General features: G+C 55.8%; 15 protein-coding genes. 11 read left to right on the top strand and 4 right to left on the bottom strand.

Features of this window, described 5'->3' with window-relative positions:
- Positions 1-66: 66 nt before the first annotated feature.
- The 10 genes from dusB (at position 67) to hflX (ending at position 12926) form a co-directional block, all read left to right on the top strand.
- Positions 67-1053, top strand: a complete 987-nt coding sequence (gene dusB / locus AAC599_RS16625) for a tRNA dihydrouridine synthase DusB (RefSeq protein ID WP_340151530.1) — start codon at positions 67-69, stop codon at positions 1051-1053.
- Position 1054: 1 nt separating this feature from the next.
- Positions 1055-2176 (top strand): ATP-binding protein, encoded by a 1122-nt coding sequence (locus AAC599_RS16620; RefSeq protein WP_340151529.1) that lies wholly within the window; start codon positions 1055-1057, stop codon positions 2174-2176.
- Between the two features lie 2 nt (positions 2177-2178).
- Entirely contained in the window at positions 2179-3621 is a 1443-nt protein-coding gene (gene ntrC, locus AAC599_RS16615; protein ID WP_340151528.1) for a nitrogen regulation protein NR(I), read from the top strand.
- Between the two features lie 100 nt (positions 3622-3721).
- Positions 3722-5935, top strand: a complete 2214-nt coding sequence (locus tag AAC599_RS16610; protein WP_340151527.1) for a PAS domain-containing sensor histidine kinase — start codon at positions 3722-3724, stop codon at positions 5933-5935.
- Between the two features lie 2 nt (positions 5936-5937).
- A complete protein-coding gene (locus AAC599_RS16605) occupies positions 5938-7344 on the top strand; it encodes a sigma-54 dependent transcriptional regulator (RefSeq protein ID WP_340151526.1) in 1407 nt (468 codons plus the stop codon).
- Positions 7345-7377: 33 nt separating this feature from the next.
- A complete protein-coding gene (trkA, locus tag AAC599_RS16600; protein WP_340151525.1) occupies positions 7378-8754 on the top strand; it encodes a Trk system potassium transporter TrkA in 1377 nt (458 codons plus the stop codon).
- A 5-nt stretch (positions 8755-8759) separates the two neighbouring features.
- A complete protein-coding gene (locus tag AAC599_RS16595) occupies positions 8760-10247 on the top strand; it encodes a potassium transporter TrkG (protein WP_340151524.1) in 1488 nt (495 codons plus the stop codon).
- 14 nt (positions 10248-10261) lie between these two features.
- A complete protein-coding gene (locus tag AAC599_RS16590; protein ID WP_340151523.1) occupies positions 10262-11116 on the top strand; it encodes a D-amino-acid transaminase in 855 nt (284 codons plus the stop codon).
- Between the two features lie 215 nt (positions 11117-11331).
- Positions 11332-11574, top strand: coding sequence for an RNA chaperone Hfq (hfq, locus tag AAC599_RS16585; protein WP_340151522.1), 243 nt, complete (start codon positions 11332-11334; stop codon positions 11572-11574).
- Positions 11575-11612: 38 nt separating this feature from the next.
- Positions 11613-12926 carry a GTPase HflX gene (gene hflX, locus AAC599_RS16580; protein ID WP_340151521.1) on the top strand — a complete coding sequence of 438 codons (1314 nt, stop codon included), beginning with the start codon at positions 11613-11615 and terminating at the stop codon, positions 12924-12926.
- 10 nt (positions 12927-12936) lie between these two features.
- On the opposite strand, the gene mazG is transcribed toward hflX, so the two are convergent.
- The gene (gene mazG, locus AAC599_RS16575) at positions 12937-13758 is read right to left on the bottom strand and encodes a nucleoside triphosphate pyrophosphohydrolase (protein ID WP_340151520.1); all 822 of its coding nucleotides are present in this window, start codon (positions 13756-13758) and stop codon (positions 12937-12939) included.
- A gap of 104 nt (positions 13759-13862) precedes the next feature.
- Between mazG and AAC599_RS16570 the strand changes: the two genes are divergently transcribed.
- Positions 13863-14450: a regulatory protein RecX gene (locus AAC599_RS16570; RefSeq protein ID WP_340151519.1), complete on the top strand. Its 588-nt coding sequence runs from the start codon at positions 13863-13865 to the stop codon at positions 14448-14450.
- A 99-nt stretch (positions 14451-14549) separates the two neighbouring features.
- On the opposite strand, the gene AAC599_RS16565 is transcribed toward AAC599_RS16570, so the two are convergent.
- Genes AAC599_RS16565 through AAC599_RS16555 form a run of 3 tightly spaced genes read right to left on the bottom strand, consistent with a single transcriptional unit; the run spans position 14550 to position 16557 of the window.
- Positions 14550-15014, bottom strand: a complete 465-nt coding sequence (locus AAC599_RS16565; RefSeq protein ID WP_340151518.1) for a GNAT family N-acetyltransferase — start codon at positions 15012-15014, stop codon at positions 14550-14552.
- Positions 15011-15772, bottom strand: a complete 762-nt coding sequence (locus tag AAC599_RS16560; RefSeq protein WP_340151517.1) for an MBL fold metallo-hydrolase — start codon at positions 15770-15772, stop codon at positions 15011-15013. Before AAC599_RS16560 ends, AAC599_RS16565 begins: the two co-directional genes overlap by 4 nt.
- Positions 15772-16557 (bottom strand): TatD family hydrolase, encoded by a 786-nt coding sequence (locus AAC599_RS16555; protein WP_340151516.1) that lies wholly within the window; start codon positions 16555-16557, stop codon positions 15772-15774. Before AAC599_RS16555 ends, AAC599_RS16560 begins: the two co-directional genes overlap by 1 nt.
- Between the last annotated feature and the right edge of the window lie 13 nt (positions 16558-16570).

Raw genomic sequence — 16570 nt, 5'->3', positions numbered from 1 at the left:
GTTGCAGTGCGATACAGACCAGACTATAGTGCCTAAATATTAGTCATATTTTTAATTGCATAATAAATGGTCATTACTCTCGGTTCAATTACGATCGACCCTCCGGTTTTTCTGGCACCCATGGCCGGTATTACGGACTTGCCCTTTCGGCGTCTGGTGACGCGGTATGGGGCGGGGATGGTTTTCTCGGAAATGGTGGCGAGCAAGGCCATGGTCGCGGAGACGCGGCGCTCTCTTCGTATTGTCTGCTCCGCGAATGATGATCAGCCGATGGCGGTCCAGCTCGCAGGCTGCGATCCGGAGATCATAGCCGAGGCGGCCAGGCTGAATGAGGAAATGGGGGCGAAGGTCATCGATATCAACATGGGCTGCCCGGTCAAAAAGGTGACGGCCGGTATGGCGGGCTCCTCGCTGATGCGCGATCTCGATCATGCAGGGAAGATATTAAAGGCGACGGTTGACGCCGTCAGCATTCCGGTGACCCTTAAAATGCGGACCGGCTGGGACGAGGAGAGTCGCAATGCGCCAGAACTTGCCAGGATTGCCGAGGATGCAGGCATCCGGATGCTGACCGTCCATGGCCGTACCCGTTGCCAGTTCTTTAAAGGTGCGGCGGACTGGCGGTATGTCGGTGAGGTCAAGGAGGCGGTCTCGCTGCCCGTTATCGTCAACGGGGATATCCAGACAGTGGAGGATGCGGTCGAGGCGCGGGCGCAATCCGGCGCGGATGGCGTGATGATTGGACGGGGCAGCTATGGCCGGCCCTGGTTCGTGGCGCAGGTGGCGGAACATCTCAAATCGGGGCAGGTGCGTCCGGACCCGGATTTCGATGAGCAACGCTCCGTCCTGCTGGAACATTATGATGCGCTGATCTCCCTTTACGGAGAGGACGTTGGCGTTCGGGTCGCGCGCAAGCATCTGGGCTGGTATTCCGCGCGATTGCCGGGCGGCGAAGTCTTTCGGCAGAAGGTCGTTCGCCTGACAGACCGGCATCAGGTACGCGATGAAATCGACAGGTTCTATAATGACCTGCAATTGAAGGAAAGCGCATAACATGGCCCTGCCAAATCCCTTTAGCGGCACAAAACGCAAGAAAACGGAAATCGACGCGCTGTTGGTGCTGAACGCGTTGCCCGATCCGCTGATCGTGATTGATGACGATGGATATATCTGCATGACCAACCCGGCGGGGGAGGAGTTTTTCGGCCTGTCGGCGAAAATGCTGATGAGAATGACGGTGGAGGAGATTGTTCCGTTTGACAGTCCGCTTCTGGGCCTGGTGGAACAGGTCCGTACCCTCGGTGACTGCGTTTCCGAATATAGCGTTGATCTCGGAACCCCGAAAACCGGCGTAAAGAATGTCAATCTGCAGGTCTCGCTGATGTATGGAACATCGAATGTGGTTGTCCAGATCGAGGAGCGTACCATTGCCGCCAAGATGGACCGGCAGCTCACCCATCGCGGCGCCGCGCGGTCCGTGACCGCCATGGCGATCATGCTGGCCCATGAGGTGAAGAACCCGCTTTCCGGCATTCGCGGTTCCGCGCAGCTTCTGGAAATGAACGCCTCCGACGCCGACCGGGCACTTACCCGGCTGATCTGCGACGAGACGGACCGGATCTGTGCGCTTGTCGACCGAATGGAGGCGTTCTCGGACGACCGGCCGATCGACCGCGATGCCGTAAATATCCATGAGGTTCTGGAACATGTCCGGCGGGTGGCCGAGGCGGGCTTTGGTCGCAACATCACCTTTCGCGAAAATTACGACCCGTCGTTGCCCTTTGTGTATGGCAATCGCGACCAGCTAGTTCAGGTGCTGTTGAACCTCGTGAAAAATGCCGCGGAGGCAACCCCTGAAGACAGTGGTGAAATCACTTTGAGCACGGCCTATCGCCACGGTATCCGTCTCGCTGTTCCCGGTGCGAAGGACAAGGTGCAGCTCCCGCTCGAAGTTGGCATACAGGACAATGGACCGGGCATCCCGGAAGAAATCATGCCGCATATCTTCGACCCTTTCGTCACCACGAAGACCGGTGGCAGCGGGCTTGGTCTGGCCCTGGTGGCCAAGATCGTCGGGGATCACGGGGGAATCGTCGAGTTCGACACATCGGGGGAGGGAGGCAAGGCGCTGATCCGCCTGCCGGTTTACTACATCAATAAAACGGATACGGAATAAAAATGCCCGGTACAATTTTAGTCGCAGATGATGACCAGAGTATTCGCACTGTCCTTGAGCAGGCGCTGTCCCGTGCCAATTATGTTGTGCGCTCCACCAGCAATGCGGCGACGCTCTATAACTGGGTGCTGGAAGGGCTCGGCGATATCATCCTGACCGATGTGATCATGCCGGATGAAAATGGCCTCGATCTGCTGCCGCGCATCAAGAAGGTGCGACCCGAACTGCCGGTTGTCGTGATGAGCGCGCAGAATACCTTGCTGACAGCCATCAAGGCGACGGAGCGGGGGGCCTATGACTACCTGCCAAAGCCCTTTGATCTGAAGGTGTTGCTGCAGGTGGTGGAACGGGCGCTCTCCAAGCCGAAGAAAGCCGCAAAACGCTCGGGCGTGGAAGAGGAAGACGAGACCAAAACACCCCTGATAGGCCGGTCGCCGGCCATGCAGGAGATATACCGGGTGCTGGCGCGCCTCATGGGGACGGACCTGACGGTGCTGGTGTCGGGCGAAAGCGGCACCGGCAAGGAGCTTGTGGCCCGCGCCCTTCATGAATATGGCAAGCGCAAGGCGGGGCCGTTCGTGCCGATCAACATGGCGGCCATCCCGAAGGAACTTATTGAATCGGAGCTGTTTGGCCATGAAAAGGGCGCCTTCACCGGCGCCGATTCCCGCGCCATCGGCCGGTTCGAGCAGGCGCAGGGCGGGACATTGTTTCTCGATGAAATCGGGGATATGCCGATCGAGGCCCAGACCCGGCTTCTTCGTGTTTTGCAACAAGGTGAATATACGACAGTTGGCGGCCGGACGGCGATCCGGACGGATGTCCGGATTGTTGCTGCCACCAACCGGGATTTGCGGCAGTTCGTGCGGCAGGGCCTGTTCCGCGAAGATTTGTATTATCGGCTGAACGTGGTGCCGCTGCGCCTGCCGCCGCTGCGGGAACGGGCAGAGGATATTCCCGACCTTGTGCGGCATTTTCTGACCCAAGCCATGGAAGAGGGGCTGCCGGTCAAGAGTATCGACAAGGAATCGCTGGAGGCCCTCAAGAAACACAAATGGCCGGGCAATGTGCGGGAGCTTGAAAATCTGGTGCGCCGTCTTGCCGCCCTTTATTCCGACGATGTGATCAATCTCGCGGTCGTGCAGCAGGAATTACAGCCTCAGGAAGTCGGCGATACGGAGGAGAATGCCAAGTCTGATGAAAGTCTCGGCATGGCGGTTGAACGGCATGTGGCAAAATATTTTGCGGCGCATTCAGGCGGGTTGCCGCCATCGGGGCTGTATGAGCGGGTCATCCGCGAAGTCGAGCGGCCACTCTTGTCGCTGTCTCTGGAGGCGACCAACGGAAACCAGATCAAGGCAGCGGACTTGCTGGGCGTCAACCGGAATACCTTGCGTAAAAAAATCCGGGAGCTGGATATTCAGGTTGTACGCGGGCTCAAGTGATGCTTAAATGCCACAATGTGGTATTTTGACCGTAATATTGAATGTGACGCGAAACTCTTGGACCGAGACCGCGTCATGATCAAGCCGGTCGGAGGGGGTTGTGGTCGAATCACAGCAGACTAAGGGAAAGCAGTCCTTTTCACTCGTCCGTTGGACGCGGAAGATAGGGCTGGGGCCGAAGACGTCCTTTTTTGTCGCCATGCTGGCCATTGCGAGCGGCATTGCGACCTATGAATCCCTCACCATCGATAATCCGGCCTATACACGCATCTTGCTGATAGTGGATTTGGTCATCGTCGTCATTCTGGCCAGCATCATCACGCATCGATTAATCCGCACCTGGCGCAAGGGGCAAGTTGGCGGGGCAGGGAGTATGATGCATCGCCGCATCCTGCGACTTTTCTCCCTGATTGCGGTTGCGCCGGCCCTGATGGTGGCTCTCTTTTCGGCACTTTTTTTCAACATCTATTTCCAGCGGCATTTCTCCGACCCCGTGAATATGGCGGTTTCGGAATCGATCGCCGTCGCTGACGCTTATATCAAGGAGCATATCCAGAATATCCGCTCCGACGTGCTGGAGATGGCAGCGCAGATCAATAGTGCGCCAACGCGGGTTCTTGAAAACCGCAGTTTGTTCGGCTCCTATCTCAGCGATCAGGTTATTGCCCGCAACCTGAGTGAGGCAGTGGTAATCGACGGGACGCAGAATATCATTGCGCAGTCCGATCTCAGCTTTGCGCTCGAATTTGAGGAACTCAGCCCGGCCCTGTTCGCCGAAGCCCGGGAGCGCGATGTGGTGATCACTACAAATGATGGGGATGACCAGGTGCGGGCACTGATCCGGCTGAACCGGATGTTGGACGGGTTCCTCTATGTCGGACGCTTTGTCGAGCCGAGGGTACTCGCGCATCTGGAACGGACCCGTGTCGCCGCTGCGGAATATGAAACCCTGAAGGAGGAGGGGTTCGGCATTCAGATCCAGTTTGCCGTCATCTTCTTTATCATCTCGCTGATGGTGGTCCTGGCGGCGGTCTGGTTCGGGTTGGTCATCGCCTCGCGGATTGTTGGCCCGATCGAGAGTCTTGTGAAGGCGGCGGAACGGGTGCGCTCCGGCGATCTGACGGCGAAGGTCGATGAAACCCGTGCGCATGACGAAATGGCGACCTTGAGCCGGGCCTTCAACCGTATGACTGACCAGCTCGACGCCCAGCGTTCGGAGCTGGAAATGACCAATGAAAAGCTGGATGAACGGCGGCGGTTTACCGAGGCAGTGCTTTCCGGTGTCTCCTCCGGTGTGATCGGCCTGGACAAGGAGGGGATCATCAATCTGCCGAACCGCAAGGCGGCGGAACTTCTCGGGCTGTCTAGCGCTGAACTGATCGGGGCGCATTTTCCCAAGATACAGCCGCAGATGGCGGTATTGCTCGATGAAATACGGGAAAGGCCCTATCGCGTGGTCGAGAGGCAGATACAGCTTCAATCCGGGGACGGGCACCGGCATCTTCTGGTGCGCGCTTCCGCGGAGATATCCAGCGGCAGCATTCAGGGGTTTGTCGTGACCCTTGACGATATTACCGATCTTGTTTCGGCGCAGCGGATGGCCGCCTGGGGCGATATCGCCCGGCGCATTGCCCATGAGATCAAGAACCCGCTCACGCCGATCCAGCTGTCGGCGGAACGGATAAAACGAAAGTATGGGCGGCAGATCGTGGAGGATGTCGAGATTTTTAATCAATGCACCGATACGATCATCCGGCAGGTCGGCGACATCGGGCAAATGGTGGACGAGTTCTCGTCTTTCGCTCGGATGCCGACACCGGAATTCAAGCCCGAAGATATCAATGAGCTTGTCGGGCAGGCGGTCTTTCTGCAGAAGATTGCCCATCCTGAAATCGAGTATGAATTCAATGTCCCGTCCGGCATATTGACCTGTGCCTGTGATGCATCGCAGGTCAACCGTGTCCTTACCAACCTGCTGCAGAACAGCGCGGATGCCATAGAGGGACGGGAAAACGGTGATGAAAATCTGCCCAAAGGCCGGATAGAAGTTGGTATCGAGGCGGCAAATGACGAAATCATTATCGAGATTACGGATAATGGCCGTGGCCTTCCCAAGGAAAACCGGGGCCGCCTGACCGAGCCGTACGTTACCCATCGCGAAAAAGGAACGGGTCTGGGGCTTGCGATCGTCAACAAGATTATGGAGGAACATGGTGGCAGTCTTGCCATGATGGATACGAAAACTGGAGTTGGGGCAAGGGTGAGGATTACCTTTCCAATAAGTGAACCGAGTTTGAAAACGGGGAATGACTAAAAATGTCTGCTGACATTCTTATTGTAGATGACGAAGCCGATATTCGGGAACTTGTCGCGGGGATTCTGGAAGACGAGGGGTATGAGACACGCATGGCAGCGAATAGCGACCAGTGCCTGGCGGAAATTGCCCATCGAAGGCCAAGTCTGGTAATTCTTGATATCTGGCTGCGCGGCAGCAAGCTGGACGGGATCGAAATCCTGCAAGCCATCAAGAAGGATCAGCCGGATTTGCCGATCCTGATGATTTCCGGTCATGGCAATATCGAAACGGCGGTACAGACCATCAAGATGGGGGCCTATGACTTCATAGAGAAACCCTTCAAGGCGGAGCGGCTTATCCAGCTTGTCGACCGGGTGCTGGAAGCGGTGCGCCTGCGCCGGGAAGTGGCGGAGCTGAAAACCCGGGGCAGCGAACTGACGAATGAGCTGATCTGCCGCTCCAACGTCATGATCCAGCTCCAGCAGACTATCGAAAAGGTCGCCCCGACCAACAGTCGGGTTCTGATTTCCGGGCCGTCGGGCGCCGGCAAGGAAGTGGTCGCACGCCTGATCCATAAACGGTCCAACCGTAAGAACGGGCCGTTTATCGTGCTAAATGCCGCAACATTGGCGCCGGAACGGCTTGAAATACAGCTTTTCGGAGTGGAAGAAGGGCGAATGAGCTCGACAAAGGGCGGACGGCGCGGCCTTTTGGAACAGGCTCATGGCGGCACGCTCTTTCTGGATGAGATCGCCGATATGCCGATGGAGACCCAGGGCAAGATTCTCCGCGTGCTGGTGGATCAGTCCTTTCAAAGGGTAGGTGGCACTGAGAAGGTCAAGGTCGATGCCCGGATTATCTCGTCTTCCAGCCGTGATCTGAAAGAGGAAATGGCAAACGGCCGACTGCGGGAGGATTTATACCATCGCCTCGGTGTTGTCCCGATTTCCGTGCCGTCCCTGAAGGAGCGGCCGGAGGATATCGGCCCGCTCGCCCGCTATTTTGTCGAGAGGTTTTCGATAAGTTCCGGCCTTCCGCTAAGGAAAGTCGGGGAGGATGCGATCGCTACCCTGCAGGCGTCGGCCTGGCCGGGCAATGTACGCCAGCTCAAAAATGTCATTGAGCAGATTATGATTCTGGCAACCGGAGACAAGACGACGCCGATCAGCGCAAATATGGTGCCTGCGGATGCCGGTTCGGCCCATTCCATCATGAGCGGTCAGAACGAGAATACGGAAATAATGGCTCTGCCGTTGCGCGAGGCGCGGGAACGATTCGAAAAAGAGTATCTGGAAGCTCAAATCAATCGCTTTGGCGGAAATATTTCGCGTACCGCTTCATTTGTTGGTATGGAGAGGTCAGCTCTGCATCGCAAGCTGAAAACACTTGGTGTCAGCAATGGCGAACGGAAACGACTGTCTGACTAGGCGCAGGCAGCATACGAGAGGGAATTTGAGGCGATGAAAGTTATCGTTTGCGGCGCCGGTCAGGTCGGCTCGAATATCGCGCGCCAGCTCGCCCAGGAAAACAATGATATCACGCTGATCGACCAGTCCGCCGAGCTTGTCCGCAAATTCGGGGACGAGCTGGATGTCCGGACGATGGTCGGCCACGCCTCCTATCCTGACGCGCTGGAGCGGGCAGGGGCGTATGATGCGGATATGATCATCGCCGTGACCTATAGCGATGAAGTTAATATGGTTGCCTGCCAGATTGCGCATTCGATTTTCGATATTCCGAAGAAAATCGCGCGTATCCGGGCGCAGCAATATACAAACCCTCTGTGGGCGCATCTGTTCAGCCGCGAAAACCTGCCGATTGATGTGATCATTTCTCCGGAAATCGAAGTGGCGCGCGCGATTGAGCGCCGTCTCAAGGTTCCCGGCGCCTTCGATACGGTGCCGTTCGGCGACGGGAAAGTGCAGGTGATCGGTGTTCGGCTCGATGAAAGCTGCCCGATCGTAAATACGCCGCTCAAGCAGCTGACCGAGCTGTTTCCCGATCTCAATGTCGTCGTCGTCGCCATATATCGTGACGGCAAGATGATCGTGCCCGCGAGCGGGGACCAGATGTTCCCGGGCGATGAAGTCTATTTCGCCGCGGATACCGATCATGTTGCGCGCGCCATGCCGCTGTTTGGTCATGAGGAGCAGGAAGCCCGCAGCATCGTTCTTGTTGGCGGGGGTAATATCGGCCTTAATCTCGCGCAGTTTATTGAGAAAAACATGCGGAACGTGTCGCTCAAGCTGATCGAGCATAACCGCGCACGGGCGGAGAAAATAACCGAAGAGCTGGACCGTACGGTTGTCCTCCACGGCAGCGCCCTGGACCCCGAGCTTCTGCAGGAGGCCAACGCGGCCCGGGCCGAGACGATTGTGGCGCTGACCAATGATGATCAGGTGAATATCCTGTCGTCCCTGCTGGCGAAAGGACAGGGCACGAAAACCGCCGTTACGCTTATCAATAATCCTGTTTTTGGCAACCTTGTTACCTCTCTCGGGATCGAGGTGGTGGTTGATCCGCGGGCGACGACGGTTTCGGAGATTCTCCGCCATATCCGCCGTGGCCGTATCCGCGGGCTGCATTCCTTCCGCGATGGCGCCGCCGAGGTGGTGGAGGGGGATGCCTTAGAGACCTCCCTGCTGGTGGGCAAGCCGCTCCGGGATATCAAGCTGCCGCCGGGAACCATCATCGGGGCGGTGATCAAATCCAACAAGGTTGAAATTCCGCGCGGTGAAACTGTCATTCAGGAGGATGACCGGGTGATTATCCTCGGGCTTCGGGACTCTATCCACAAGGTTGAGGAAATGTTCTCCGTCGGCCTGGAATTCTTCTAAGACCGATGCTGTTCGCTCCTGTCTTTACCTTTCTGGGCTGGGCGCTGGGATTTCTGGCGGCGCTGATGCTGGTGCCGATTACATTCGCCCTGGCGCAGGGGCAGACGGGACTTGCGGCCAGTTTTGTCGTATCGGCAATCGTGACGCTGTTTTTCGGCGGTGGCATGGTGCTCGCCATGCGACGGGAAGTGACCATTCTGGGGCGGAAGGAAACCTTTTTCGCGGCGACCCTGATCTGGATCGTCCTGCCGGCCTTTGCGGGTCTTCCGTTCTATCTGAGCGACGCGATCCCTTCGGCAACCAATGCATATTTTGAGGCCATGTCCGGCTTTACCACCAACGGTGCGACGATTATTAATGATCTCGATTCCCAGACTCGGGCGATCCTTCTCTGGCGCAGCCTTATTCAATGGGCGGGCGGCTTTTTGATCATTGTCCTGCTCTCGGCGCTCGCAAGCGCCTTTAACCTGCCGGGCAACAATCCGCTGACGCGGGCAATCGCCAAGAGCAGCCGCCGCCAGGTGTCGCGCCGTTTTGGTTATGCGGTGCTTTCCCTGCTGAAAATATACGGACTGTTGACGGCTATATGCATTGTCGCGCTGTGGTTTTCCGGGATGTCCGCCTTCGATGCCATCTGCTATTCCTTCAGCACACTCTCGACTGGTGGGTTCATGACATCCAATGCCGCCGGCACCGCCTTCGCAAGCCGCGGGATTGAGGTTGTGCTGATGATCTTCATGGTGATCGGCGCGGTCAATTTCTCCCTTCACTGGTCATTCTTCAATGGCGACCGGAAATCCTATTTCAAGGATTCGGAGTATCGCTACCTGCTTGTGATGATCACGCTGGGCAGCCTGTTCGTTTTTGCTCTGATGATGACCCAGACGGATATGAGTCTACCGAATACCCTGCGCTATGCGGTGTTCAATACTGTTTCCGCCGTGACGACGACGGGCTATAACCTGCCGCTTGTGTCCGGCACCGGTCAGTATTACTGGCCGATCGGCGCGCTGTTCGTGATTCTGGTTCTGATCACGGTCGGCGGTTCGACCGGGTCAACGGCGGGCGGAATCAAGCTCATGCGTCTCAGTGTTCTGATGAAGGTATCGAATGCGGAAATCAATCGCCTCAGCTTCCCGAGCAGTGTCTTTCCATTGATGTATGGTGATCAGCGGATTTCGCGGGAGCAGATCCTCTCCACCTGGAGCTTTTTCGTCCTCTATTGCGCCACGCTTGTCGTGGTGGCGCTGCTGCTCGCCTTTAACGGGCTGGATTTGCAGTCATCGATTTCCCTTGCGGTCACCAATCTTGCCAATGCGGGCTCGGCAGCACAGCCCCTGATCACGGACGTGATTGTCGGCGAGGAGAATTTTATCAGCTACGAGGCCTTACCGAATTTTTCCAAATGGTTATTATGTGTCACAATGCTGGTTGGGCGGCTGGAGTTTTTTGCTGTCCTTTCCCTGCTCAACCCGGCCCTGTGGCGGCGCTAAGAAATAGGAAGAAGATGTCCAGAATTGCTTATGTAAACGGCCAGTATGTTCCGCACCAGACGGCCTGTGTCCATATCGAGGATCGCGGCTATCAGTTTGCCGACGGGGTCTATGAGGTGGTGACGATCTTCAACAACCGGATGATCGATGAGGAGGGGCATCTGGACCGTCTTTGGCGCAGTCTTGACGAACTCAAGATGGGCGCACCGATGAAGCGGGACCCGCTTAAGATGGTCATGCGCGAAGTGATCCGGCGCAATGGCATTGAAAATGGCATCATCTATCTGCAGGTGACACGCGGCGTTGCCCCGCGCGATCATCCGTTCCCGAAGCACACGGCTCCCGCGCTGGTCATGACGGCAAAGCGGCTGTCGATGGAAAAATCGCAAAAAACGGCGGAAGCAGGCGTCAATGTCATTACCGTCCCGGATATTCGATGGACTCGCCGGGACATCAAGTCGGTATCCTTGCTGCCGAATGTGCTGGCCAAGCAAGAAGCCAAGGAGAAGGGCGCCTATGAAGCCTTCCAGATCGACGAGGACGGCATGGTGACCGAGGGTAGCTCCACCAATGCCTGGATCGTGACGCAGGAGGGCAAGGTTGTTACCCGACCGACAAGCAATTCAATTCTGGCTGGTATTACGCGGGGCTCGCTCCTGCGGGAGCTGGAAAAAAATGGTGTTGATCTTGAACTCAGGAGTTTTTCAAAAGAAGAACTGAACTCGGCGCGGGAAGTGTTTCTGACCAGCAGTACAACTTATGTCATGCCTGTTGTAAAAGTGGATGATAAAATCATCGGAAATGGCCATCCGGGCATCGTTTCACAGCAGCTCAGGGCTATTTACGAGAAATTCATGCAGGAAGTTTAACACTATAATATAGTAGTTTTCGACTTTGACTGTGGTTTTTATGTCAAAGTCGTTATTTGTTGCAATTTGGGCGCGATAGTGCTTGTGTTTAAGGCTATAAATCCTTATGTCAGGGAAACTTTTTGCCCATTGCTTGCACGAGCCGTCAAATAGACCTTGATCGGATTGTAAAAAGGCAAAATTATAAACTAATGACAGACGAGAGATAATTCGAGATGGCCGCTGAGAAGTCACAAAATGTACAGGATGTATTCCTGAACAAGGTACGCAAGGACAAGGTGCCGGTTACGGTATTTCTGGTTAATGGTGTAAAATTACAGGGCGCGATTAGCTGGTTTGATAATTTCAGCGTTCTGTTGCGCCGCGATGGACATGAGCAACTGGTCTATAAGCATGCCATCTCGACGGTGATGCCTGCCGGACCTATCCAGCTGTTCGATCCGTCGGCTGATAACTGACACAGATAAGGACCCGATGCTGCGTCTAAAATCCCCACATGGAAGTTAATTCAGAGCGCGAGAGCCTGCGTTCAGGGGAATCGGCGCTGGTTCTGCACCCCTATATCAAGCGGACAACCAAAGCCAAGATTCGTGATCCGCAAAGCTGCTTGGAAGAGGCCGTCTCGCTCACGGCGGCCATTTCTCTTGATGTTGTCCATTCCGAAATTGTCACGCTGAACAAGGCGCGGCCCGGCACCCTGTTCGGGGAAGGCAAGATTGACGAACTCAGAGACTTTATCAAAAACTCCCATATTGATGTCGTGATCATCGACGGGCCGGTAACGCCCGTTCAGCAGCGCAACCTGGAGCGTCGCTGGAAGGTCAAGATTGTCGACCGCACCGGACTGATTCTTGAAATCTTCGGGGAGCGGGCGCAGACGAAAGAGGGCGCCCTGCAAGTCGAGCTCGCCCATCTCAGCTATCAGCGGACGCGGCTGGTCCGTTCCTGGACCCATCTGGAGCGGCAGCGCGGTTCTTTGAGCTTTATTGGCGGTCCCGGTGAATCGCAGCTTGAAATTGACCGGCGTCTCATTGACGAGCGGATTACGAAGATCAAGCGGCAGCTCGGCTCGGTCGTCCAGACTCGGGAGTTGCACCGGGCGAAGCGCAAGAGGATACCTTATCCCATCGTTGCGCTCGTCGGTTATACCAACGCCGGTAAATCGACCCTTTTCAATCGCATGACGCAATCGCATGTCTTCGCGGAAGACCTGTTGTTTGCGACACTTGATCCGACTATGCGGAAGATTTCCCTGCCGGGCGGTCAGCCGGTCATCCTCTCCGATACGGTCGGCTTCATTTCAGACTTGCCGACAGAACTGGTTGCGGCCTTTCGCGCCACCCTGGAAGAGGTGCTGGAAGCGGACCTGATCGTTCATGTGCGCGATATTACCCATATCGATACGGGCGCGCAGCGTCAGGATGTGCTGGATGTCCTGAAACGTCTCGGCGTCGATACGGATGATGAGGGCACCTATCTAGAGGTTCTGAACAAGATTGATGTGCTGGAAGCGGAAGAGAAGGAAAAGCTCTATAACAGCACGGAGCGCGGGGAGGGGCAGGTCGCCATCTCGGCCATAACCGGGGAGGGGACGGAGACATTCCTCCACCGGATCGAGGATTTGCTGACTGCCAGGCAGAAAGTGCTGGAGTTTGATATCCCGGCTGAGGACGGGGCAACCCTGTCCTGGATATACCGGAACGGAACCGTGCTGGATCGCGTCGATCAGGAAGAAACCGTCCATATCGAGGCTAAATTCTCGCCTGAAAATCTTGGACGGCTTAAGAAAATCCTCAAAAAAGATCTTTAATTGTCTGATTTTATTGAGATTTATCTTCTTTCCGAATTTCATTCCAGACTTCATCCATTTCCTCAAGGCTGCATTGGTCGATGGGCTTTCCGCGTGCGTTGAGGCGTTGTTCCACGGTCTGGAAGCGGCGGGTGAATTTCCGGTTGGCAGTGCGGAGGACAGTCTCTGGCTCCAGTTTCAGATGCCGGCCCAGATTTGCGATCACGAATAACAGGTCGCCATATTCCTCGGCGATGCGGTCCTCGTTCGCATTCTTGTCGATTTCGGCGCGCAGCTCGGCCATTTCCTCCTCGATCTTTTCGAACACCGGCAGGATGGATGGCCAGTCAAAGCCGACCCGTCCAGCCCGGTTCTGCAGCTTGACCGCGCGGGTGAGGGCGGGCAGGTTGCCTGCCACCCCATCGAGGGCGGACGGCGGCTGATTTGATGCCGCCTGTTTCTCGGCTCGCTCCCGCGCCTTTGTCTCTTCCCAGGCCGTTGTCTGTGCCTCCGCTGTTGCAATATCCTTGTTGCCGAAAACATGAGGGTGGCGGCGGATCATCTTCTCGGAAATGGCTTCGATTACATCGTTGAAGTCGAAGTCACCGGCCTCCTTCGCCATTTGCGCATAGAAAACGACCTGAAACATCAAATCGCCGAGTTCGTCCTTCAATTCCGCCATATCCCCCTTCGCAATCGCCTCTGCAACCTCATAGGCTTCTTCGATGGTGTGCGGCGCGATCGTATCGAAATTCTGCTCGAGATCCCACGGACAACCACCGTTGGGGTCGCGTAATTTCTCCATGATATCAAGGAGTTGATTAATATGAGTTAAGGTTTTGGATTCAGGCATACAGGACTCTCAAAGCAGAAGATCAAAGCCGGGCCAGTTTAAAGGATTTCCTTCGCCCGTGGCCATAAGTATCATGGGATAAGCCCTGAATAAACGAGTTCCGGATGACTGAAGAACAAAAACCAAAGGAAAAACGCCGCCGCAAGCCGGTTGAACCGACGCCGAAATGGCTGCGGGATCAGGCGTTGCGCTATTTGAACCGTTTTCCGGCGACACGTCAGAAGATGACGCAGCATCTCTATAACAAGGCCGCACCTCAGCTTGAGCATTTCGACATAGATGAGGAGAAGCTGAGCGTGGACATTGAAAAGACTGTCGCGGATATGGTCAAGGCGGGCTTTATCAATGATACGGAGTTTGCCGCGAGTAAGGCGCGGCTCATGGCGCGGCAGGGGCGGTCGGTCGCTCAAATTGGCCTCAAGCTGCAGGAGATGGCCTTTTCGGACGCGGATCAGTCTCAGGCGCTTGACGGTCTCGGGGAGGACAAGAACGCGCTCGACCGGCTTGCGGCGGCGCGCTTTGTGAAACGTCGGCGGTTCGGACCCTATAAGCCGGAGGAGACACGAGAGGAGCGCCGGAACAAGGAACTGGCATCGCTGGCACGTCAGGGCTTTTCATTCGATGTCGCAACTTCCGTCATTGATGCGGAAGACATAGAAGATATCGAGGCGATGATCTATGGTGAGACGTAAGCGCCTGAATTACAGAGGTTTCCTGAAAAGGGGACAGGATTTCCGTCCTTTATCCATATATCTATTTTTCGCATAATATATATTATGGAAAATATTGGATCATATGATATCGAGCTTATAGCCGATATGGCTGCCCGCGAGGCCGACCCCCTCATAGAAGCGGTGGGCGTCAGGGCGGGATTTATCGGTGGTGAGTTGCAACAGTCGGCATTTGTTTGATCGCGCGCGCTCTATCGCGTCCGTCATCATCAGCTTTCCGATATTCTGTCCGCGCATGCTGTCATCGACACGAACGCCTTCGATTTGCGCCCGTGACGATCCGCTGCGTGAAATGCCGTGGATCACCGTAAACTGATAGCAACAGACAATCCGCTCGTCGATGACGCCGACAATGTAGTCATTGCCCGGCTGGGTCTTCATGGCGTCGAACGCGTCCAGATAAACTTGCGGCAGCGGATCGGTCAGAACCTCTCGTGTGGAGCCGAGCTGATCCTGAACGAGCAAACGGACGATTTCGGGAAGATCTTCCTCGTCCGCGATCTGGAATTGCAGCCTGTCGTTCATTCAGCCTCTATCACCATGCCGTCATAGCCCGGCTCGACGCCGTCCGGCAGTTCGCGTCGAAGCGTTTGGTAATCCAGATCGACATGCATATTCGTTAATATCGCCCGCCGTGGCTTCAGCCGCTCAATCCATTTGAGCGCGGTCTCCAGATTGACATGCGTCGGATGCGGTGTGTAGCGCATGGCATCGACGATCCATGTATCGACGCCTTCAAGGATTTCAAAGCCGCGATCGTCGAGATTGACCAGATCATTGGAATAGCCGATCGGCCCCATGCGAAAGCCGAGACTGGTGATGCTGCCATGGTCCTGATCGAAGGGTAAAAAGTTAATATCGCCAATCGTAAACGGCCCGCTGATCAGATGCTCATCTAAGATGGCAGGATAAGGATTCCCCTCAAGCTGCCGAAAACAATAGTCAAATCGGCGGATAAGAATATCGAGCGTTTTCTTGTCGCCCCAAACGTTAACGCGTTCGCGATTACGGATCGCAAGGACACGCAGCTCGTCTATTCCATGGCACTGATCGGCATGTTCATGGGTCCAGACAACGCCGTCGAGCCGACCGATATCCGCCTCCAGAAGCTGTTCACGGATATCCGGTGACGTATCGATCAGGACGGTCGTCCCTTTTTCCTTCACCAGAATGGAGCAGCGCCGACGCCGGTTTTTCGGCTCGTCGGGATCGCAGGCACCCCAATCATTCCCGATGCGCGGAACCCCGCCGGAGGTGCCGCATCCCAATATCGTCACTTCCATTAAAGTTTCCGTTCTATTTTATTGAAAAGGTTAAAGAAATTATCTGTTGTGATGGCCGCCAGCCGGTCCGGCTCAAGACCTTTCAGCTCCGCAACTTTCGCGGCCGTATAGGCGACGAAAGAAGGTTCATTTGTCTTGCCGCGCTTCGGTACGGGTGCCAGGAAAGGACTGTCCGTCTCGACCAGCAGCCTTTCCATGGGGATGCGGCTGACATGATCCCGGAGTTCCTCTGCCGCCTTGAAGGTCACGATCCCGGAAATCGAGATATAAAAGCCTATTTCCATTGATTTTTCAGCGACTTTCCACCCCGAACTAAAGCAATGGATGACCCCGGTGAAAGGCCCCTTCCCGTATTCTTCCTGCAAAATATTAACGGTATCCTCGTCGGCGTCGCGGGTATGCACGATCAGCGGCAGGCCGGTTTGTCGCGCGGCCTCGATATGCAGGCGAAAGGATTTTTTCTGCAGCTCGCGCGGGGCATGCTCGTAAAAATAATCAAGGCCGGTTTCACCGATGCCGACGACTTTGGGATGCGCGGCCAGTTCGATGAGTTTTACCGCCGTGACTTCGTCGCCTTCGCTCTCCGCTTCATGCGGATGGACGCCGACAGAGCAATGAATATCCTCATACCGCTCTGCAATTTCGCGGACGCCGTCAAACTCCCGGAGCTTTGTCCCGATGGTGAGCATATGGCCGACACCGACTGCCCTCGCCCGTGCGACCACGTCGTCAAGCTCGCTGGAAAGCTGTTCAAAATTCAAATGGCAATGACTATCGACTAACATCTGTCTTTCCGAA

Source organism: uncultured Sneathiella sp. (assembly GCF_963976355.1).
Classification (GTDB): domain Bacteria; phylum Pseudomonadota; class Alphaproteobacteria; order Sneathiellales; family Sneathiellaceae; genus Sneathiella.
The sequence above is the reverse complement of the archived record's forward strand: the minus strand, read 5'-3'. Positions and strand labels throughout refer to the sequence as shown.